The 19471-nt window shown below is 69.5% G+C and carries 21 protein-coding genes; 12 read left to right on the top strand and 9 right to left on the bottom strand.

Annotated elements, in window-relative coordinates:
* Positions 1–54 precede the first annotated feature (54 nt).
* Positions 55–549 carry a flavodoxin gene (locus CJ022_RS13805; RefSeq protein WP_101927216.1) on the top strand — a complete coding sequence of 165 codons (495 nt, stop codon included), beginning with the start codon at positions 55–57 and terminating at the stop codon, positions 547–549.
* The gene (locus CJ022_RS13800) at positions 521–847 is read left to right on the top strand and encodes a thioredoxin family protein (protein ID WP_101927215.1); all 327 of its coding nucleotides are present in this window, start codon (positions 521–523) and stop codon (positions 845–847) included. The genes CJ022_RS13805 and CJ022_RS13800 overlap by 29 nt, the downstream gene beginning before the upstream one ends.
* 159 nt (positions 848–1006) lie before the next feature.
* On the opposite strand, the gene CJ022_RS13795 is transcribed toward CJ022_RS13800, so the two are convergent.
* Positions 1007–1273 (bottom strand): hypothetical protein, encoded by a 267-nt coding sequence (locus CJ022_RS13795; RefSeq protein WP_101927214.1) that lies wholly within the window; start codon positions 1271–1273, stop codon positions 1007–1009.
* A gap of 402 nt (positions 1274–1675) precedes the next feature.
* Between CJ022_RS13795 and CJ022_RS13785 the strand changes: the two genes are divergently transcribed.
* The 3 genes from CJ022_RS13785 to CJ022_RS13775 all read left to right on the top strand — a co-directional run bounded on the left by CJ022_RS13785 (position 1676) and on the right by CJ022_RS13775 (position 3193).
* Complete coding sequence (locus CJ022_RS13785) at positions 1676–2080, top strand: acyl-CoA thioesterase (RefSeq protein ID WP_101927213.1); 405 nt, start codon at positions 1676–1678, stop codon at positions 2078–2080.
* A gap of 206 nt (positions 2081–2286) precedes the next feature.
* Entirely contained in the window at positions 2287–2784 is a 498-nt protein-coding gene (gene mntR / locus CJ022_RS13780; RefSeq protein WP_101927212.1) for a manganese-binding transcriptional regulator MntR, read from the top strand.
* Positions 2785–2983: 199 nt separating this feature from the next.
* A complete protein-coding gene (locus CJ022_RS13775) occupies positions 2984–3193 on the top strand; it encodes a hypothetical protein (protein WP_143703993.1) in 210 nt (69 codons plus the stop codon).
* Between the two features lie 98 nt (positions 3194–3291).
* Here CJ022_RS13775 and CJ022_RS13770 read toward each other — a convergent pair whose 3' ends face one another.
* The 7 genes from CJ022_RS13770 to CJ022_RS13745 form a co-directional block, all read right to left on the bottom strand.
* Positions 3292–4185 (bottom strand): fructose bisphosphate aldolase, encoded by an 894-nt coding sequence (locus tag CJ022_RS13770; RefSeq protein ID WP_425490768.1) that lies wholly within the window; start codon positions 4183–4185, stop codon positions 3292–3294.
* Between the two features lie 87 nt (positions 4186–4272).
* Positions 4273–4440, bottom strand: a complete 168-nt coding sequence (locus CJ022_RS13765; protein ID WP_101927209.1) for an oxidoreductase-like domain-containing protein — start codon at positions 4438–4440, stop codon at positions 4273–4275.
* Between the two features lie 123 nt (positions 4441–4563).
* Positions 4564–5361 carry a MipA/OmpV family protein gene (locus CJ022_RS13760; protein ID WP_101927208.1) on the bottom strand — a complete coding sequence of 266 codons (798 nt, stop codon included), beginning with the start codon at positions 5359–5361 and terminating at the stop codon, positions 4564–4566.
* A gap of 437 nt (positions 5362–5798) precedes the next feature.
* Complete coding sequence (locus tag CJ022_RS13755; protein ID WP_233198804.1) at positions 5799–7328, bottom strand: CehA/McbA family metallohydrolase; 1530 nt, start codon at positions 7326–7328, stop codon at positions 5799–5801.
* Positions 7325–8491, bottom strand: coding sequence for a Ca2+-dependent phosphoinositide-specific phospholipase C (locus CJ022_RS13750; protein WP_101927207.1), 1167 nt, complete (start codon positions 8489–8491; stop codon positions 7325–7327). Before CJ022_RS13750 ends, CJ022_RS13755 begins: the two co-directional genes overlap by 4 nt.
* 3 nt (positions 8492–8494) lie before the next feature.
* Positions 8495–8953 (bottom strand): TonB-dependent receptor domain-containing protein, encoded by a 459-nt coding sequence (locus CJ022_RS17660; RefSeq protein ID WP_255407575.1) that lies wholly within the window; start codon positions 8951–8953, stop codon positions 8495–8497.
* Complete coding sequence (locus tag CJ022_RS13745; RefSeq protein WP_304442105.1) at positions 8899–10974, bottom strand: TonB-dependent receptor; 2076 nt, start codon at positions 10972–10974, stop codon at positions 8899–8901. The genes CJ022_RS17660 and CJ022_RS13745 overlap by 55 nt, the downstream gene beginning before the upstream one ends.
* Before the next feature lie 67 nt (positions 10975–11041).
* On the opposite strand from CJ022_RS13745, the gene CJ022_RS16915 reads away from it, so the two are divergent.
* Positions 11042–11386: a hypothetical protein gene (locus CJ022_RS16915; protein WP_143703992.1), complete on the top strand. Its 345-nt coding sequence runs from the start codon at positions 11042–11044 to the stop codon at positions 11384–11386.
* Positions 11387–11605: 219 nt separating this feature from the next.
* Here the strand turns inward: CJ022_RS16915 and CJ022_RS13740 are convergent, their stop codons facing one another.
* Entirely contained in the window at positions 11606–12583 is a 978-nt protein-coding gene (locus CJ022_RS13740) for a transaldolase (protein WP_101927549.1), read from the bottom strand.
* Between the two features lie 143 nt (positions 12584–12726).
* Here CJ022_RS13740 and CJ022_RS13735 point away from each other — a divergent pair, with 143 nt between their 5' ends.
* The 6 genes from CJ022_RS13735 to CJ022_RS13710 all read left to right on the top strand — a co-directional run bounded on the left by CJ022_RS13735 (position 12727) and on the right by CJ022_RS13710 (position 19412).
* Positions 12727–14040: a M20 family metallopeptidase gene (locus CJ022_RS13735; RefSeq protein ID WP_101927206.1), complete on the top strand. Its 1314-nt coding sequence runs from the start codon at positions 12727–12729 to the stop codon at positions 14038–14040.
* Positions 14041–14472: 432 nt separating this feature from the next.
* Positions 14473–15303: an NADPH-dependent 7-cyano-7-deazaguanine reductase QueF gene (gene queF, locus CJ022_RS13730; protein ID WP_101927205.1), complete on the top strand. Its 831-nt coding sequence runs from the start codon at positions 14473–14475 to the stop codon at positions 15301–15303.
* A gap of 201 nt (positions 15304–15504) precedes the next feature.
* Positions 15505–15978, top strand: coding sequence for a hypothetical protein (locus tag CJ022_RS17290; RefSeq protein ID WP_199171554.1), 474 nt, complete (start codon positions 15505–15507; stop codon positions 15976–15978).
* A gap of 121 nt (positions 15979–16099) precedes the next feature.
* On the top strand, positions 16100–16336 hold the full coding sequence (locus CJ022_RS13720; RefSeq protein ID WP_101927548.1) for a LysM peptidoglycan-binding domain-containing protein: 237 nt from the start codon (positions 16100–16102) through the stop codon (positions 16334–16336).
* Positions 16336–16824: a hypothetical protein gene (locus CJ022_RS17130; protein WP_158238429.1), complete on the top strand. Its 489-nt coding sequence runs from the start codon at positions 16336–16338 to the stop codon at positions 16822–16824. Before CJ022_RS13720 ends, CJ022_RS17130 begins: the two co-directional genes overlap by 1 nt.
* A gap of 356 nt (positions 16825–17180) precedes the next feature.
* The gene (locus CJ022_RS13710; RefSeq protein WP_101927203.1) at positions 17181–19412 is read left to right on the top strand and encodes an NADP-dependent isocitrate dehydrogenase; all 2232 of its coding nucleotides are present in this window, start codon (positions 17181–17183) and stop codon (positions 19410–19412) included.
* Positions 19413–19471: the final 59 nt, after the last annotated feature.

The raw sequence follows: 19471 nt of genomic DNA, 5'->3' as shown, positions 1-19471 counted from the left end.
CCTGAAGTTGACCTGCGTTGTTAGCCTTAAAGATCGAGCACAGAGTCTGCCTCCATGCGCATCCTCCTCGCCCACACATCGCTGAGCGGCAACACCCGCGATGTCGCGCGTGCGATCTGCGCGCGGTGCGAAGAGATGGGCCATGCCGTCACCTGGATCGATGCGGACATCCAGACGCTCGCCAAGGTCTGCCCAAACGGTGCTGAGCATGATCTCTACGTGCTCGGCAGCTGGAGCATCAACGCCGGGCGCACGCCGCCAGAGATGAAGCGTTTCATCGAAGACCTCGTCGCCGCGGTCGGCAAGCCGGACCGCGTGGCGGTGTTCGGCACCGGCGAGACGCAGTGGGGCGAGGAGTACTACTGCGGTGCGGCCCGGCGCATGGGCGCGTTCTTCAATACGCCCTACCCGCGGCTGGAGATCGAACAGATGCCCCACGGCGAGCGCGACGCCGCCACGATCCAACGCTGGACCGACACCATTCTGGCTTTCGCCAACACACCGTTCGAGACCACCCCCCATGCAGACGCTCCACGCCTCCACCCCTGACGATTACGCCGCAGCACTGGCCGCGCATCCGCGCCTGCTCGTCGATTACTACAAGGACGATTGTCCGGGCTGCAAGATGCTCGACATGTCGCTGGCGAAGTTCGCCACGAGCGAGGGCGCCGCGGGCGTCGCGCTGCTGAAGGTGAAGATGGAAACGATCGGCGAAGACTTCTTCCGGAACCTGGGCCTGCGCCAGACGCCGACGCTCGCGCTGTTCAAGGACGGCAGTGAGGCCGCGCGCCTGGCCGGCTTCCAGTCGCCGGCACAGATCGCCCAGGCGCTCGCGCGCTACGCGTGAACGAAGCCCGCCGCGTTGTCCCGATGTCCGAGCGGCCGCGGCGGCCCTGCCTGGTCGCAGAGAGGCGTGTCGGCGAGGCGCCGTTCTGCGCCCTGCACGCGCACCCGGCTCGCGAGGATCGTGCTGGACGCCGCCGGCTGACGCGCGACGCCGCAGCGGTCAGTGGCAGAGCTCCTGCACCCGCTGCGACCACATGTTCAGAGTCCCGAGAAGCTCGTAGCCGCGGTTCGGATTGTTGCAGTCCGCCGGGACGTAACGCGCGTTGGCCGGGCACTGGTTGGCGATGTAGCGGCGCATCGCATCGCGGTGGACTTCGCGCTGCTCGAGTGCACGCTGGCAGGGATCGTAGGCGTGCGCGACCTGCGGCAGCGCGAGGCCGAGCGTGAGTCCGAGGGTCACGGCAATGGCGGCAATCCGTGTCTGCATGGCAGGTTTCCTTGATGATGGGTTCGTGCCGGGTGGCGAACCCTGCGCGGACAGTAAGGGCCGCGGACCGGTGTGCGCACCTGGGGCCGACCCGAGGGCGAGGTGGCGATGGCGGCGACATTTCAGCTCCCCCGCGCGGCCCTGCACCCCCGGGAGACGAGCGCGCCGCGTGTGCGGCTCGGCCGCGCCGCTGGCCCGCGCAGCTGCGTTCTTAACGGGACACCCAGAGCATCTGGCGTCAGGGACAATCTCCGAGGCATCGAACTCCAACCTGATCTGATCCTGGCGCACCCTCCTCGCCCCTCCATCGCGCAGCGGCAACACCCGCGATGTTGCGCGTGCGATCTGCGCGCGGTGCCACATCCCCCCACGTTCCCTCCGCTCCCACAGGCACGCCACCCCATGACCGACACGCCAGAACGTCCCCAGCTCGAAGCCCGCCTGCTGGAGATGGTGTTCCCCGACCACACCAACCACCTGGGTACGCTGTTCGGCGGCACCGCGCTGGCGTGGATGGACAAGGCGGCCTTTATCGCCGCGTCGCGCTATGCGCGGCGCACGGTGGTGACCGCGCGGTCTGAACAGGTCGACTTCAAGCTGCCGATCCGGCAGGGCCAGCTGGTCGAGACGATCGCGCGCGTGGTCGAGGTCGGCCGCACGTCGATGCAGGTGGAAGTGGAGCTGATCGCCGAAGACCTGCTGAGCGGCGACCGCGAGCTGTGCACGCGCGGGCGCTTCGTGATGATCGCGCTGGACACGCGCGGACGTCCCGCGCCGGTCGCACCGCTGCCCGGAGGCGCGGCATGAACGAACTGTCGATCCTGGAGTGGCTTGCGCTGGGGCTGTGCATCGGCATCGTCTGCGGCGCGGTGCTGACCTTCCTCAACCGCAAGCGCTGACCCGCGCGCAGCGGATGGGCTGCATGCGTGGACCGGCGGCACGCGCACGCCGGACGCCGGACGCCGCTGCGGGCGATCGGCGACAATGGCGCCTCATCCGCTGGATCCGGTTCCATGCCCGCTCGCAAGGCCACGCCCGCCGACGATGCCCCGGACGCTGCCGCCCCGGAGCACGTCGCGCCCAACGCGGGCCTGCCCGAGGCCAGCGTGCACGTGGAGAACTTCCGCCAGGTGCGCGAGGCGCGCCGCGCGGAACTGGTCGAGGACTACGTCGAACTGATCTCGGACCTGATCGCCGATCGCGGCGAGGCCCGCCAGGTGGACATCGCCGAACGCCTGGGCGTCGCCCAGCCCACCGTCGCCCGCATGCTGCAGCGCCTGGTGCGCGACGGCCTGGTGCGGCAGAAGCCGTATCGCAGCGCATTCCTCACCGAGGCGGGCGAGACGCTGGCCCAGTCCAGCCGCGCCCGCCACCAGACGGTCGAAGCCTTCCTGCTCGCCCTCGGCGTGCCGCCCGACATCGCCCGCCGCGACGCGGAAGGCATCGAGCACCACGTCAGCGCGGAAACGCTGGCGGTGTTCGAGGCCTTCGTGCAGAAGACGCGCGGCTGACCATCCGTGCAAACGAGGCGTTGTTCGACCGCGGCTGCATTCGCGACCTGTCTATTGGCCGGTTGCGCGCTTGTGGAGCCGACTGCGAATGGCACATTCGAGATGCAGCCGGGCACAGCGAGCGGTCGTCTTCGCGTGTATCCGCGGCAGGATCACCGAGCAGCGAAGCGCCACCTGGAGCGACGTCACGAAGCAGGACATGGCAACCGGTGTGCTTGAAACCGGAGACTTCGCCAGGACCAACGTCCAGGGCATACGCCTTCGCGTCCGCTACGACACGAGCTCTGGCGAAGGACGCATCCAGCTGAAAGCCAGCGGCCCTTATTTTATGGACCTTGGCGCAGATGCGGCGCTCGCGTCGTTGCTGACCGCACCTTGCTTGACGTCGGACGGACGCAAGATCCGCTGACGACGACACACCCGCGCCCGGCTCGTCCGCTCGAACGAATACGACCGGCGCGATTTGCCCCGGCTTTCGCCGGGGCGAACGAGCGAAGGCCTTGGAACTCAGGCGATCGACGCGCGGTAGATCGACTCGATCGCGGTGTCCAGCGCCTCGTTGAACGCGTCGTCGCTCTGCTGCGCCGACAGGCCTTCGGTCAGCGCGCGGCTGAAGCTGGCGACCACGCCCGGGTTCTTCGCGAGCTTGGCGTTCGCGTCGTCGCGGCTGTAGCCGCCCGACAGCGCGACGACCTTGAGCACCGCCGGATGCGCGACGAGTTCGCGGAAGAACCCGTCGACGCTCGGCAGGGTGAGTTTGAGGATCACCGGGTGCGCGGCGTCCAGGGCGTCGAGGCGCTCGAGCAGGCCCTGCTTCAGCGTGGTCTCGATGTCGGCCTTGTCGGCCGCCTTGATGTCGACTTCCGGCTCGATGATCGGCACCAGGCCCGCGGCCAGCACCTGGCGGCCGAGTTCGAACTGCTGGTCGAGCACGCGCGCGATGCCGGCGGCGTTGTTCTGCTTGATGACCGAGCGTTCCTTGGTGCCGAACACGCCCTTGGCCTTGGCCCGCGCCAGCAGCGCATCGAGGCCCGGGATGGGCTTGAGCAGCTGCACGCCGTCGGCTTCGTCTTCGAGGCCCTTGTCGATCTTCAGGAAGGGCACGACGCCCTTGACGTCCCACAGGTAGGTCGCCGCGTCCTGGCCCGCGAACTGGTCGTCGAGCGTGCGCTCGAAGAGGATCGCGCCGAGCACGCGCTCGCCGGTGAACGCCGGGCTGGTGACGATGCGGCTGCGCATCGCGTGGACGAGGCCGAACATCTCCGCGTCGTTCGCGTACGCGTCCTCCTCGATCCCGTAGAGCTTGAGCGCCTTCGGCGTGCTGCCGCCGCTCTGGTCGAGCGCGGCGATGAAGCCCTTGCCCGCTGCGATCCTGTCCTGCTGTGCCTGGTGTGCTGCCACGGTCGTCATCCTGTCTGGCGCACGGAGTGCGTCCGCGCGGAATCCAGATGATACCGGCCCATGCGAGGGCGCCGCTGCGTGCCGCGTTCAGTCCGCGTCCGGGTGCCGCGCGCGCCACGCCGCGAGCTGCTCGCGGTAGTACTGCAGGTCTTCGGCGTAGCTGTCGTGCACGCAGACCGCGCAGCCGCTGTCGCAGCAGTCGCTGGGCAGGGGCGGTTCGGGCGGTTGCGGGCGCGGGTCGTCGGCGGTGGCCACGCGGGGACCTCGGGAATGCGGGGCGCCGATGATGCCCGCGCACGTGGGCCACGGCCAGCCGCGCTGCACGGACCCGTGGCGCCGGAACACGCGCCGCGTTCCCGGCGCGCGCGGGCGTCGGCGTCAGAAGCGGTAGCTGACGCCGCCGAACACCGCCGGAATGCCGTCGGCGCCGCGTTCGAGCAGCGGGCTGTCGGCGAGTTCGTCGGGCAGGAACTTGTAGTCCAGCCCGCCGAGGAAGGTCCAGCGCTCGCCGAGCGGACGCGTGACCGCGATGCCGACGCTCGGCACGACGGCCGCGCCGGGATCGTAGCGGGGCACGCCGCGCGCGACTTCGCTGTCGAGCGTGCCGAAGTAGTAGTTCGCCAGATCGTCCGACATCCACTCCACGCCGACGCTGGGCACCAGCATCCAGGCGCCGGCCGGCACCGGATAGGCGTATTCGACGCCGACTTCCTGGCCGCCGCTGGCATCGGTGACATCGGCCAGCGCGCGCACGCGCACGCGGCCGAAACTGCCGGACCATGCCGCGCCGACGCCGACATCGAGACCGTGGTCGCGATCGTCGAGCAGGCGCGCGTCCAGGCCGTTGGCCGCGAGTCCGCCCGCGTCGAGATCGTCGATGTCGAAGCCGTCGAGGCGCGCCGACACCAGGGCATCGAGCTGGAACGCGCCGGTGTCGAGCAGATGCACGCCGCCGGAGATGCCGCGCAGGAACACGCGCTCGCCCTCGTAGGCGAACATCGGGAACGGCAGCACGCGCGTGCCTTCGCCGACATAGGGACTGTCGGCGGCGGCGACCGCGATGCCGAGCGACCAGCCCTGCGGCGCGCGCGGCGATGTGGTGGTGTCGTCGCGCGTCTGCGCGAGCAGCAGACCGGGCGCAAGGGCGAGCGCAAGCAGGGCGAAGGTGGATTTCATCGGGGGCTCCGTGGGGGGGAAGAACACGTGTGGTGCGGCACGAGACGGCCGCCATTGTGTGGCATGCGCTGGCATGGCGTTCGACCACGGCGTCCGACGCGGTGACCCGGACCAGCCAGCGCTCGCCATCCGACGGCGTACAAGCTGCGGCGCGGCGCCATGACGCGATTTGCGGCGATGAACCGGACGATGCGAGGGTCGGTCTGGCGCGGCTCGTCACTGCCTGCGCAAGCAGCATGGCGACGCAACATTGCGCGGACCTTGCCTGACGCCGGTCATGCATCCTCGGAGATCGATCGGGCGCACCTCGCGACCGTCCGCGACCTCGAGACGCAATGCGCCGAGTCGGGCACCAGCCCTTCGATCCGCCGGCCCTTACGGGTGTCGCCGGTCATACCGGCACCGGGACGGGCACACCAGGTGAGCACGGCACACGCTCAGTGACCGGCGTGGGCGGGCGCGTCGACGTCGATGTAGATGGGGTTGCCGACCAGCAGCAGACGGCCGTCGGCCGAACGTACATCGGCGCGCAGCCAGTGGCGGGCGCCGTCGCTGCGCCAGGTCAGCGCATCCGTCCGGCTGTCGGCGTGCAGGACGCCGTCCTGCGGCAGGGCGAGCGGCCGGCCGTCCAGCAACAGTTCGATGCGGGAGCCGGCGGGTGCCCGCACGTCCAGGCCGATGTCGAGCGAGTCTCCCGTCGCCAGTCGCACCACATCACCCATCGCGAGCGCACGATCCTCGTGCCGCGCGGTCAGGATCAGATGCCGGTCGCGACTGCCTTCTACATCGATGAAGACACGGCCACGCCGCAGCCCGTCCAGCAGCGCCGCTTGCGACAGCGCCGTGGCGTGGATCACGGTGGTGGGCGCGCCGATGCGCGCGGCGCCCAGCGCTGCGCCCCGGCGTGTCGCGTCATGGTTGTCGCTGCCGCCGATGCCGGTCAGGCGATGGCCGGCATCCAGCTGGCGCTGCCAGAAGCCGATGCCGGACACCGGGGTGTCGGCATCGCCGCCGTTCACGACTTCGATCGCGGCGAAGCGGCCCATCGACACCGGCTGCCGCGGCGTCCAGCCACAGCCCATGCAGCGTTCGTCGGACGGCAGCGCCGGATGATTGATCGACGCCGGCATGCCCGCCTCGTCAATGGCGTCGAGCAGCGCGTTCCAGTCCGGGACCGCCTCGCTGCCGAGCCGGAAATCCAGCGGCTGCGCGAGGCCGAAGACATTCACATGGCCCTGGAACGTCGTGACTTCCATGCCGGGCATCAGCAGCAGGCGATCGAAGTAGGGCTGCAGACCAAGCAGTTCGTGCAGGTGCGAGGCCGTGTTGTGCTCGGTGACGGCAACGAAATCCAGACCTGCCGCAGCGGCCGCCTGCGCACTGAGGAACAGCGGGCACGGCACCCTCGCGCCGCTCTGGCTGTCGCAGCTGGCATCGCTGTGGCCGCTGTGCAGGTGCAGATCGCCGCGATACCAGCGCGCGGTCCCGTCGAGCACCAGCGGCGCCTCGACGGGCTCGGCCGCGACCGCGTCCAGCCAGATGCTGGCGCGGTAATCGGCGCGCTCGTCCTGGCGAATATTGGGAATGCCCAGCAGCAGCGACCAGGTGCCCGGATGCAGCGCACCGGGGAAATAGGACGGCGTGGCATCGTGGGCCGACACGGTGAAGCGCGGCTTGTTGCCGCCGCTCCAGCCACGGAAGCCGTCCGGGCCATCGAATCCGTCCGGGCCCAGCAGCCCCAGATCGATCGCGGTCTTGCGCTCGCGCCCCTCGTAGTCGAATGCCACCGTGATCCGCGACGTGCCGGCGGGGACATCGAATGGCAGCAGGCGATAACTCTGGTGATCGCGGCCGTCGATGCTGCCTTCCAGAACCCGATCGGGTGCGCGCTCGGCGACCGCCGGCCATGCGACAGCCAACATCAGCAACAGACCCGCCCGCCACGCGACGGCGTACACCCGGCTCATTCCTCGATCGCCAGTCCGGCGCAGCGCGCCGGCGCGCGTTGCGGATTGCAACGGGCCACGCCGCCGCCTGGCAGCTGCACGCGATAGCGGCCGAAGCGCGGGTCGGGGTCGATGTAGTCCGTCGACACCACGTGTGCGCCGCTGGCGAAGGCGGCGTCGCGACGCGCGCCGTCGCCGCTGCGTGCCTCGCGGGTCTCGGCATCGGCGCGGGTGCGGATCAGCGCGCCCGCTGCCACCGCTGCAGCGATCCGATCGGCCTGCTGCAGGGGTTCGTTGAGGGTCAGATACGCGGCCTCGTCCACCGATTCGTCGCGCGCGTTGACGAACATCACTGGCGACGCGTCCTCACCGTGGGCGTCCAGGTACCGCGCCACCTTGGCCGGGCCCTCGTCGAGCGCGAACAGCACCCGTCCGCGTGCCTCGCCCAGCGTCGGCCATGCGTCGGCCCGGGCGGCATGCCGCAGGGACGGGTGGGCGCCCTGCAGCGTCCGCGGCTCGATCAGCGTTCCGGATGGAAACACCGCACGGATTTCGGCGTCCAGCGCAGCGAACGCGACGGCATCGAAGGGCAGCGGCTGCACTGCACCGGGCGCCGTCGCGCCGTCCTTGGCGTTGATCAGGATGAGGATCGGCACATGACGCGGATGCGCCTGCGACCAGTCGCGTACCTGGCGCAGGCACTGCGCGAACGGTTGGCAATGGCTCTGGTCATCGATGTCGGACAGATGCATCGTCTTGAAGCCGGGCGTCGCCATCGCTCGGCGTTGCGCGGGCGGCAGTGACGGGTGCGTGTAGCGACCGCCCTGGGGATCGTAGTGGACGTCCAGCTCCAGGCCGCGCACGCCGCGGTCGAGTTGTTCGGCCAGCGGCCGGTGACTGTAGTCGAGGCTTTCGGCGCTAGCCGGATCGCGCTGGCGGAGGGCCCGCATGTCGTCCGGCGCCATCGGAAGTTTGTAGCTGTTGTGGGTGCCGATCACTTGGAGATCGTTGAGGCGCAGGTGGGCGTCCATCCAGGCCTGCGCGCAGCCGGCGCCGGCCGTGGCGGCATCGGACGCCTGCAGATCGCAGGCGACTGCCCGGTCGTCGGCAGCGGCCACGGCTGCAAGCAAGGCGAACAGCAGGCCACTGGCGCACCGCGTGGCATCTCGGAAATGTTCGGGCATGGCCTAGAACCGGTACATCATTGCCGCCCGGAACGAGCGTCCCAGGACCGGTCGCGCGATGAACGTGTTGGCGCCGGCGTCACCACTCTGCAGCTCGCCCGCGCGTGGATTGCCTTCGGTCAGTCCCAGCGAATTGCCAAGGTTGTCCCCGTACAGATAGAACGACCATTGCGGCGTCGCCTCGTAGCGCAGGCTCGCGCCGATCAGGTCGTAGGCGGGCAGGCGCACGGAATTGGCGGTGTCCACGTAGCGTTCGCCCTGGCGCTCGTAACTGACCTGCAGCCGCAGGCGGTCATCGAGCAGATAGACGCCGGGCACCAGCCGGTAGCTGGTCCTGGGCACCCGGATCAGCTGATTGCCGACGTAATCGCGCAGCACCGGACCGGTGGACGAGTTCTCGCTGTACGTCAGGTCCTGGTACTGCGGATCCTGCCAGGTCGCGGTGACCTGCAGGGCGACCACATGCCCTCCAGTTCGAGGCCGTGGGTGCGGGTGCTGGCATAGCCCTGCTGCTGATAGGACACGCCGGCGTTGGGATCGAAGACGTAGTTGCTGAAGCCGACGTTGTCGTACTTGGTGTAGAAGGCCGTCGCGTAGGCGCTGAACCCCGCGCTGGCGAACTTGTACCCCACCTCGCCCAGATCCATGGTCTGGGTGATCGCGGGTCCGGTATTGCTGGCGATGCAGGACGCCAGCGCTTCCGGGCTGGCCAGGTTGCAGTTGCTGCCACGGGTCAGGTAGTTGCCCAGCGACGGCAGGCGGAAAGCCGATGTCCAGCGCGCGAACATGCCCGAGCGGGCGTCGAACTGCCAGTTGCCGCCGATCGTCCAGCCGGTCTTGCTGGAGCGCTCGTCGTGGCGGATGTACTGGCCCGACCCGGTCAGGATGGTCGATGTCGGCAGCGTGCCTAGATCCACCGTGTCGCGGATCTCCGCCCAGCCGTTGGTTTCCACCTGTTCCCAGCGCAGGCCGCCATCGATGCGCAGGCGCTCACCCACCTGCCATTCGTCCGCGACGTACACCGCGTGCGTGGTGGACTCGCCACTGGCGTGGTCCCATTCGTAGCCTTCGCGCCAGATGCCGTTGTCGGAGAAGGTCCGCAGCACGTTGCCGGCCGCATCCACCGCGACCAGATCCAGCAGCGAGGCGTTGTCCTTGACGTCGAGCAGCACGCTGGACGAATAGCGGTCGTAGTCCTGGCGGAAGTTGGCGTAGTAGTAGCCGAGCGTCAGGTCATGCTGTCCGCCGAGCTGGAACGGGCGCATCAGGCGCGCATCGTTGGTGAACTCCGTGACTGGCAGGGTCAGGCCGCGCAGACCGCCGACGATCATCAGGCCGTTGCCGTTCTGGTTGGCGGTGTCGAACACGGTCCCGCCGTTGGCATAGCGCAGTTGCAGCGCCGTGGCGCCCGGCGTCCCGGCCAGCAGCGCCTGCTGGCTGGCAGCGCCCAGGAATGCAGTCGCACTGCCCAGCGAGTTGGCGAAGACGCCATTGCGGGTGGTGTCGGTCTGGCTGTAACGCATCGAATCGGCCAGCCGCCAGCCACCGCCCAGGTCGAGGTCGAGCTTGGCCGTGAACTGGTCGCGCTCGACGTGGGTGCCTTCGGTGTTGTCGAAGTCGTACAGGCTGCCGTCGCCCTGGGTCAGCTGCAGGCGGCGGGTCTCCGGTCCGGAGACCGTGCCGTAATGGGCATCGAAACCGGGCACGCCGCGGATCTCGCCGTCCTCATCGGTCCGCATGGGTATGCCGAGATACAGCGCCACCTTGTCGTCGAGGCGCTTGTAGTCGAATGCGATGCGGCCGCGCTCGAACTCGCGCGCCAGATTGAGGCGGAACTGGCCGCCTTCGTTGGCATGGAAGCCCGGCTCGCGGATGCCGTCGTCGACGCGGTAGAAGCCGCCCATCCCCAGCTTCCAGTTGTTGCCGAGCGGCGCGCCGTAATAGAAGTCCAGGCGGTTCAGGCCGTAGTCGCCGACGGTGTACTTGACGATGCCGCTGGCCTCGTCGCCGACCTGGCGCGGGATGAAGTTGATGGCGCCGGCCGGTGCATTGGAATAGAACACCGACGACGGACCGCCGCGGACCACTTCGATGCGCTCGATGGTCTCGTCCAGGCGGAAGGCCTGATCCCCGTTGAGGTAGCCGAGCGCCGGATCGTGCACGACCGGCGTGCCGTCCTCGAGCAGGGTCACCGAGCCGAACCCGTCCACCGGAATGCCGCGTGCCCGGATATTGCCGCTGGCCTCGCCGCCTGACGCCTCCACCCAGAACCCGGGGACCGACTTCATCGCTTCGGTCACGCTGGTCGGCGCCTGCAGTCGCAACGTTTCCTCTTCGATGTTGGTGAGCGAGTAACTCGTCTCGGCCTTGGTGCGCAGGCCCGTGCCCGCGCGTCCGGTCACCACGACGGTGTCGAGTTCGGTCGCACGGTCGCGCGCTTCATCGTCGACGCCGACGGTCTGCGCCGACGCCGGCGAAATCACTGAAACAGCAAAGCTGCCGGCAATCAGGACACGACCAATAGCGCCATGAAGGCGGGAAGGATTCGGCATGAGGGATTTCCTGCTGGGGAACGCAGCGACGCACGGGCGTCGCGTGGAGCGCGTCATCCTGGGCAACGAAACCGCATGTTTGATGACACGCGATTTGCACGCGCAAGTCGGCGTGATCGCGGTCACGCACGCACGCGCCGACCGGCGCGCCTCCGACAGACAGCCGCCTGCTTGCTCGCAGTGCACGCTCCGTCGGCTCGATACGCGACGCAGCCGGGTTCGTCATGCCGGCAACCCAGGGGAATGCGGCGCGCTCCTGGTCAGCGTTCCTGTTCGATCCGGACCGCAGTCATCCACACCGGCATCGCGGCAAGGCACAGCGACGACACTGCAGTTCGCCTGAGATCGGGCTCACAAAGCGGGAGACCGAAGCCGTCTGGCGGCACCGATCATTTACGTGGTGTAGTCGCGCAGCTCAGCCGTGAAGCTCACTTCGCTCGCCTCCACGTCCACGCGGATCAAGGCGGCAAAGGTGGTTCAAGAGACGGCGGATGTCGTTCCACGCGCGCGCCCGTCTGGAGCAGCGCGGGTCGCGCGCAACGCACGCGACCCGCGGAACGGCTTACCGCGGCGGCAGGCGATCGGTGATCGTCTGGCGCAGCGCGGCGAGATCGGCCGCGAACGCGGCGATGCCGTCGCGCAGTTTCTCGTCGGCCATCGGGTCGGCGGCGAGATCGGCGGCGAAGCGTTCTTCGGTGACCGGCACGGTCGCGGCGCCGTCGCTGTCGCCCGGATGCAGCGCGCGCGGCAGCGGGCCATGGTCCGCGTCCAGCGCCTGCAGCAGGTCGGGCGAAATCGTCAGGCGGTCGCAGCCGGCCAGCGCTTCGATCTGCGCGGCCGAGCGGAACGACGCGCCCATGACCACGGTCGGCGAGCCGCGGCGCTTGAACTCGGCATAGACGTCGCGCACGAAACGCACGCCGGGATCGGCATCGATGGTCGCCGGCGTGTCGCCGCGCGCGACGTGCCAGTCGAGGATGCGGCCGACGAACGGCGAGATCAGGAACACGCCCGCTTCCGCGCAGGCGATGGCCTGGGTGCGGTTGAAGATCAGCGTGAGATTGCAGTCGATGTCCTCGCGCTGCAGCTCCCTGGCCGCGCGGATGCCTTCCCAGGTCGCGGCGATCTTGATCAGCACGCGGTCGCGCGGCACGCCGGCGTCCTGGTACATGTCGATGAACTGGCGCGCCTTGGCGATCGTCGCGTCGGTGTCGTAGGCCTGGTCGGCGTCGACTTCGGTCGAGACCCGGCCCGGCACCAGCGCGGCGAGCTTGCGGCCCACACCGACCGTCAGCCGGTCGACGACCTGGCGCGCGACGCTGTCGACATCGCCGTCGAGATCGCGGGCGCGCTCGAGTTCCTCGGCGACCAGCTCGGCGTAGATCGGCAGGTCCAGCGCCTTGCGCACCAGCGTCGGATTGGTCGTGCAGTCGTAGGGCTTCAGGCGCTGGATCGCCTCGGCGTCGCCGGTGTCGGCGACGACGACCGACAGGTCGCGCAGCTGTTCCAGCTTGGATGGACCGCGAGCGGCATCGGACATGGGCACCTCGGATGGCGGAAGGAAGACGCACCAGCCGGCGCGCGCGACCATTGTCGCCATCCAGGGGGATCAGGGCCACCACGTCGGCCGGCATCGGCGAAATGGCCTAGGATCGGGCTTCATCTCGCTGGGGAGCCACACCGATGCCACGTCTTGCCGCCGCGCTGCTGTGCGCCTGTTCCGTCCTGCCCGCCGCCGCGTTCGCCCAGGACGCGCAGCGCCCGGAAGTCGCGCAGGCCGCGACCGCGCTGCAGGCCAAGCTCGTCGACTGGCGCCGCGACATCCACCAGCACCCCGAACTCGGCAATCGCGAGACGCGGACCGCGGCCAAGATCGCCGAGCATCTGCGCAGCCTCGGCCTCGAGCCGACGACCGGCGTCGCCCACACCGGCGTGACTGCGGTGCTGACGGGCGGACGCCCCGGCCCGAAGATCGCGCTGCGCGCCGACATGGACGCGCTGCCGGTCACCGAGCAGACCGGCCTGCCGTTCGCGTCGACCGCGACGGCGACCTATCGCGGCGAGACCACCGGCGTCATGCACGCCTGCGGCCACGACGCGCACGTCGCGATCCTGATGGGCGTGGCCGAGGCGCTGGTCGGCATGCGCGAGCAGATGGCCGGCGAAGTGCTGTTCGTGTTCCAGCCGGCCGAGGAAGGCCCGCCCGACGACGAGGACGGTGGCGCCTCGATGATGCTGGCCGAAGGCCTCTTCCGTGATTTCGAGCCGGAGGCGATCTTCGGCCTGCATGTGTTCTCGACGTTGCAGGCCGGCCAGCTGGGCGTGCGCGGCGGGCCGCTGATGGCCGCGTCGGACCGGTTCAGCATCGAGGTCATCGGCCGGCAGACGCACGGCTCGCGGCCCTGGGGCGGCATCGATCCGATCGTCGCCGCGGCGGACCTGATCGGCACGGCGCAGAGCATCGTCAGCCGGCGTACCGACATCTCCGACCTGCCGGCGGTCGTGACCTTCGGCGCGATCAAGGGCGGCATCCGCTACAACATCATTCCCGATCGGGTGGAGCTGGTGGGCACCATCCGCACGTTCGACGAGACCGTGCGCAGCGACATCTTCGCCGACCTCAAGAACGTCGCCGAGCATGTCGCCGCCGCGCACGGCGCGACCGTCGAGGCCAAGGTGCCCGACACCACCGGCAACCCGGTGACCGTCAACGACCCCGCGCTGACCGCGCGCATGCTGCCGAGCCTGCAGGCCGTCGCCGGCGCCGACCAGGTCGTCGAAACGCCGCTGAACATGGGCGCCGAGGATTTCGCGTACTACGCGAAGGAAGTGCCGGCGATGTTCTTCTTCGTCGGCGCGACCGCGGCGGGCAAGGATCCGTCGACCGCGCCGAGCAACCATTCGCCGCAGTTCGACCTCGACGAGTCCGCACTCGACCTCGGCATGCGCGCGTTGCTGCAGGTGAGCCTGGATTATCTGGACGCCGACGCGGGCTGATGACGGGCATTCCGGTCCGGGTTGGATCGGTCGGCCAGCAGGGGCGATGGCGTCGAAGTCGGGCAGGCGGCCGCAGGGGTAATGGCCGGTCGCGGACAGGCCGGCTGCAGCGGCGGGTTCCGATCCAAGGCAATGGGTGATCCGCCCGTTGGGCCGCTGGAAAGCGCCTCCAGCCAGCGAGAGCACGAGGATTCGTCGAACAAGTCCGGGAAACGGGCTTCCGCACTCGTTCCGGAGCGACGCCCACTCGGGGCACTGATCGCAGCTCGCATGCGGCAGGACGCTGGGTCCCCGTCTGCGTGGGGACGACGGGGTCCTGGTGCGAAAAGCGGTGGACGAGCACGGCATCGCTTCCAGGTGTGCTGGAGCCCGAATCCACCGCACGTGCATCCCACCCCACGGCGATCCGTCGCACCGGCGTAAAATCGCCGCATGTCGTCTTCCCCTCAAGACGCGGCCGCGCCGCGCATTCCGCTCGGCCGCGAGGTCGCCTATCCCCGGCATTACGACGCGGGCCTGCTGTTTCCGATCGCGCGCACGCTGGGCCGCGGTGAGATCGGCATCGGCGCGGCGCTGCCCTTCGTCGGTCACGACCGCTGGCATGCCTACGAGCTCAGCTGGCTCGAGGCGCGCGGCAAGCTGGTGGTCGCGACCGCAACGCTGACGGTGCCGGCGACGTCGGCGCAGCTGGTCGAGTCGAAATCGCTGAAGCTCTACCTGAACGCGCTGAACCACACGCGCTTCGATTCGGCCGACGCGGTGCGCACGCGCATCGCCGCGGACCTGTCGCAGGTGGCGGGCGCCGATGTCGACGTCGTGCTCGGCCTGCCCCCGTTCGACGCGGCGCCGGACGCCGATTCGATCGACGGCCTCGACATCGCGATCGACCATTACGGCCCGCCCGACGCCACGCTGCTGTCGGCAGATCCCGATGAACCCGTCGACGAGCGCCTGCACTCGGCGCTGCTGAAATCCAATTGTCCGGTGACCGGCCAGCCGGACTGGGCCGGCGTGACGATCGCCTACCGCGGTCCGCGCATCGACCGCGCCAGCCTGCTGCGCTACCTGGTGTCGTTCCGCAACCACGCCGAATTCCACGAGCAGTGCGTCGAACGGATCTTCGTCGACGTGCTGGCCCGCTGCCGGCCCGAGCGGCTGTCGGTCGACGCGCGCTACACGCGCCGCGGTGGCCTCGACATCAATCCCTGGCGCGCCTCGCCGGGTACGCCGGCACCGGCGGCGGGTCGCGATCTGCGGCAGTGACCCGCGATGGATTCTTAACAGGGCGCGTGGGAGCCTGCAGCCCTGCTTCTTCGCCGAGATTCCGGACATGACGACGCCATCGGCTCCTGTCATCGTCGCGCGGCCACGCGCCCCCGCGATGCGCCCGTCCTTCCCCTCGCGACGCGGCGCGCGAGCGCGCGCATGCGGTCCGTCCCGATTCCCTTCCGTTCCGGAGCTGCCATGACCTCTTCCGCCCTGCGTTTCGTCACTGTCGCCACGCTGCTGGGCGCCGGCGCGCTCGCCGGTTGCCGCGACGATGCGCCCGCCCCGGCGCCGGCCGCGCCGCCGGTCGCCAGCGCGCCGGTCGAAGCGCCCGAACCCGAAGCGCCTGCGCCGGCGGTCGTGACCGCGGTCGAACTCGGCAACGAGGTCACCACCGACAACCGTGTCGCCACGCCGGCCTCGGCCTTCGCGACCGGCGACACGATCTACGCCTCGGTCGCCACCGACGGCGGCAGCGCGGCGAAGATCGGGGCGCGCTGGACGTTCGGCGAAGACCGGCTGGTGCACGAGACCGAGGCCGACGTGCCGGCAGGCCCGCAGGTCATCGCGTTCGACATCCAGCATCCCGAAGGCTGGCCGGTCGGCGCGTACAGGATCGAAGTCCTGCTCGACGGCACCGTCGTCGAGACCCGCGAATTCGCGGTCCGCTGATCGACGCGTCCGCCGCCGTGTCCGCGCACGCACTGCGCCCGATCCAGCCACCCGCCGGGACGCATCGCCGGCGGTTCCCGGAACGGCCGGCGGACCTGCGTCCGTGGCCGGCGACGCCGGCATGACCGGTCCGACTCCGCTCGATCCGCCGCGCGACACGCCCGACGGTGCGCGCCGGTACACGGTGCGGCGCGGCGACTCGCTGTCGACGATCGCCGAGGCCTGCTACGGCGATGCGCGCCACTGGCGCGCGCTGCTCGACGCGAACCGCGACCAGCTCGACGATCCCGACCGCATCGCGGCCGGCCAGGTCCTGCGGATTCCCGCGCTGCCGGCGACGACGCCGCCGCCGCCGTGATGGACACCCCACGACGCGCCGTGTGGCGATCCCGGCTGCGCGTCGCCGTCTGCGCCGCGACGTTCGCGCTGGCGGCCTGCGGTGGCACGGCGCCCAACGCGCCGGAGGCGACGCCGGCCGAGGCCGCGCGCGACAGACCCGCGGCGCCGGCGATCGTCTCGGTGGCCTCGGTCCAGCTCGGCACCAACCTCGGCCCGGACCGCAAGATCGCCACGCCCGCAACCGCCTTCGCGCCGCGCGACACGATCATCGCGTCGGTGTCCACGCACACGACCGGCGACGTCACCGCGGTCGGCGAACTCGCCGCGACCTGGACCGGGCCGGATGGCGCCGTGATCGAGGACGAGCGCAGGCAGATCACCTTCAGCGGGCCGGGCAGGACCAATTTCGAGATCCGCGATCCCGCCGGCTTTCCGACCGGCAGCTACCGCGTCGACATCTCGCTGGACGGCGTCAGCATGCGCCGCACGGTGTTCCAGATCCGCTGACGCGAACGCGTCTCGCGCGGGACCAACCGACGCGTAGTGGGTCGCCTCGCATCACCCGCGGAACGCGATCCGCTGCCCTCCGTACTCGCGCCGCATCGCCCGCGCGGAGATCGGGCGCAACGGTGCATGTCGTCTCCGTGCGTGTCCGCATCCACGCCGTACCCGCCGGTACGTGCGACAGGCGGCGTCGGCTTTCGTCCCTCCGGCAAACGCGCGACAATGCCGCGCGATCCGACGCGCCGCGCGGCGACCATCCCGCATGCGGAGACGCCCGGTCCCTGCGCAGCCACTGGAGGCTGCGCCGACCCGCCCCGCGGCGCCTTCCCCCGCCCGCCTTCCTGCGAGACACGCCTGCCATGTCCGCTACCCCGAAGATCATCTACACCCTGACCGACGAAGCGCCGTATCTGGCGACGCAGTCGCTGCTGCCGATCGTCGAGGCGTTCACGCGCACCGCCGGCATCGCGGTCGAGACGCGCGACATCTCGCTCGCCGGCCGCATCCTGGCGCAGTTCCCGGAACGCCTGACCGACGCGCAGCAGATCGGTGACCACCTCGCCGAACTCGGCCAGCTGGCGACCACGCCCGAAGCCAACATCATCAAGCTGCCGAACATCAGCGCCTCGGTGCCACAGCTCAAGGCGGCGATCAAGGAACTGCAGGGCCAGGGCTTCGATCTGCCGGACTATCCGGATTCGCCGAAGTCCGACGAAGAAACCGACATCAAGGCGCGCTTCGACCGCACCAAGGGCAGCGCGGTGAACCCGGTGCTGCGCGAAGGCAATTCGGACCGCCGCGCACCGAAGTCGGTGAAGGCGTTCGCGCGCAAGCATCCTCACCGCATGGGCAAGTGGGCCAGCGATTCGAAGTCGCACGTCGCGCACATGAGCGAAGGCGACTTCTACGGCAGCGAACGCTCCGCGACGCTCGACAAGGCCGGCGCGCTGAAGATCGAACTCGTCGGCAGCGACGGCGCGACGACCGTGCTCAAGGACGCGGTGAAGGTGCAGGCCGGCGAGATCGTCGATGCCGCGGTGATGTCGCGCAAGGCGCTGTCGAGCTTCATCGACGCGCAGATCGAAGACGCGAAGGCGCAGGACGTGCTGTTCTCGCTGCACCTGAAAGCCACGATGATGAAGGTCTCCGACCCGATCATGTTCGGCATCGTCGTGCAGGCGTTCTATCGCGACGTGCTGACGAAGTACGCCGATGCACTGGCGCAGGTCGGCTTCGATGCCAACAACGGCATCGGCGATCTGTACGCGCGCATCACGTCCCTGCCGCAGGACCAGCAGGACGCGATCCGCGCCGATATCGATGCGCTCTACGTCACGCGCCCCGCGCTTGCGATGGTCAATTCCGACAAGGGCATCACCAACCTGCACGTGCCGAGCGACGTCATCGTCGACGCCTCGATGCCGGCGATGATCCGCGACTCGGGCGGCATGTGGAACGCCGACGGCAAGCTGCAGGATGCCAAGGCCGTGATCCCGGACCGCTGCTACGCCGACGTGTTCCAGGCGGTCATCGACGACTGCAAGACGCACGGCGCGCTCGATCCGACGACGATGGGCTCGGTGCCCAACGTCGGCCTGATGGCGCAGAAGGCCGAGGAATACGGCAGCCACGACAAGACCTTCCAGATCCCCGGCGACGGCACCGTGCGCGTCACCGATGCCGACGGCAACGTGGTGTTCGAGCAGGCGGTGGAGAGCGGCGACATCTGGCGCATGTGCCAGACCAAGGACGCGCCGATCCAGGACTGGGTGAAGCTCGCCGTGAACCGCGCGCGCCTGTCGGAGACGCCGGCCGTGTTCTGGCTCGACAAGAGCCGCGCGCACGACGCGCAGGTGATCGCCAAGGTCGAGACGTATCTCAAGGATCACGACACCGCCGGTCTCGACCTGCGCGTGCTGCCGCCGGTCGAGGCGACGACGTTCTCGCTGGAACGCATCCGCAAGGGCGAGGACACGATCTCGGTCACCGGCAACGTGCTGCGCGATTACCTGACCGACCTGTTCCCGATCATGGAGCTGGGCACCAGCGCCAAGATGCTGTCGATCGTGCCGCTGATGGCCGGCGGCGGCCTGTTCGAAACCGGCGCCGGCGGCAGCGCGCCCAAGCATGTGCAGCAGTTCGTCGAAGAGAACTACCTGCGCTGGGATTCGCTCGGCGAGTTCCTCGCGCTGGCCGCGTCGCTCGAACATCTGGGCAACGCCTACGGCAACAAGAAGGCCAAGGTGCTGGCCGCCGCGCTCGATGTCGCCAACGGCCGCATCCTCGACGAGAACCGCTCGCCGGCGCGCAAGGTCGGCGAACTCGACAACCGCGGCAGCCACTTCTACCTCGCCCAGTACTGGGCGCAGGCGCTGGCCGACCAGAACGACGATGCCGACCTCAAGGCGACGTTCGCACCGGTGGCGAAGGCGCTGACCGACGGCGAGGCGGCGATCCTGTCCGAACTCAACGGCGCGCAGGGCAAGCCGGTGGAGATCGGCGGTTACTACCATCCCGATCTGGCGAAGGTCGGTGAGGCGATGCGGCCGAGCGCGACGCTCAATCAGGCGTTGAAGACGCTGACGGCGTAAACGCGTCGTCCCACGTCTTTGCACGGGCCCGCTTCGGCGGGCCCGCTGCGTTACGGGAG

It is taken from the genome of Luteimonas rhizosphaerae (assembly GCF_002849595.1).
Lineage (GTDB): Bacteria > Pseudomonadota > Gammaproteobacteria > Xanthomonadales > Xanthomonadaceae > Luteimonas > Luteimonas cellulosilyticus.
The sequence above is the reverse complement of the archived record's forward strand: the minus strand, read 5'-3'. Positions and strand labels throughout refer to the sequence as shown.

Excerpts from the sequence above, each read along its gene's own strand:
- CJ022_RS13805 (WP_101927216.1), top strand. The coding sequence starts at position 55 with ATGCGCATCCTCCTCGCCCACACATCGCTGAGCGGCAACACCCGCGAT.
- CJ022_RS13800 (WP_101927215.1), top strand. The coding sequence starts at position 521 with ATGCAGACGCTCCACGCCTCCACCCCTGACGATTACGCCGCAGCACTG.
- CJ022_RS13795 (WP_101927214.1), bottom strand. The coding sequence starts at position 1,273 with ATGCAGACACGGATTGCCGCCATTGCCGTGACCCTCGGACTCACGCTC.
- CJ022_RS13785 (WP_101927213.1), top strand. The coding sequence starts at position 1,676 with ATGACCGACACGCCAGAACGTCCCCAGCTCGAAGCCCGCCTGCTGGAG.
- mntR (WP_101927212.1), top strand. The coding sequence starts at position 2,287 with ATGCCCGCTCGCAAGGCCACGCCCGCCGACGATGCCCCGGACGCTGCC.
- CJ022_RS13775 (WP_143703993.1), top strand. The coding sequence starts at position 2,984 with ATGGCAACCGGTGTGCTTGAAACCGGAGACTTCGCCAGGACCAACGTC.
- CJ022_RS13760 (WP_101927208.1), bottom strand. The coding sequence starts at position 5,361 with ATGAAATCCACCTTCGCCCTGCTTGCGCTCGCCCTTGCGCCCGGTCTG.
- CJ022_RS13755 (WP_233198804.1), bottom strand. The coding sequence starts at position 7,328 with ATGAGCCGGGTGTACGCCGTCGCGTGGCGGGCGGGTCTGTTGCTGATG.
- CJ022_RS13750 (WP_101927207.1), bottom strand. The coding sequence starts at position 8,491 with ATGCCCGAACATTTCCGAGATGCCACGCGGTGCGCCAGTGGCCTGCTG.
- CJ022_RS16915 (WP_143703992.1), top strand. The coding sequence starts at position 11,042 with ATGAGGGATTTCCTGCTGGGGAACGCAGCGACGCACGGGCGTCGCGTG.
- CJ022_RS13740 (WP_101927549.1), bottom strand. The coding sequence starts at position 12,583 with ATGTCCGATGCCGCTCGCGGTCCATCCAAGCTGGAACAGCTGCGCGAC.
- CJ022_RS13735 (WP_101927206.1), top strand. The coding sequence starts at position 12,727 with ATGCCACGTCTTGCCGCCGCGCTGCTGTGCGCCTGTTCCGTCCTGCCC.
- queF (WP_101927205.1), top strand. The coding sequence starts at position 14,473 with ATGTCGTCTTCCCCTCAAGACGCGGCCGCGCCGCGCATTCCGCTCGGC.
- CJ022_RS17290 (WP_199171554.1), top strand. The coding sequence starts at position 15,505 with ATGACCTCTTCCGCCCTGCGTTTCGTCACTGTCGCCACGCTGCTGGGC.
- CJ022_RS13720 (WP_101927548.1), top strand. The coding sequence starts at position 16,100 with ATGACCGGTCCGACTCCGCTCGATCCGCCGCGCGACACGCCCGACGGT.
- CJ022_RS17130 (WP_158238429.1), top strand. The coding sequence starts at position 16,336 with ATGGACACCCCACGACGCGCCGTGTGGCGATCCCGGCTGCGCGTCGCC.
- CJ022_RS13710 (WP_101927203.1), top strand. The coding sequence starts at position 17,181 with ATGTCCGCTACCCCGAAGATCATCTACACCCTGACCGACGAAGCGCCG.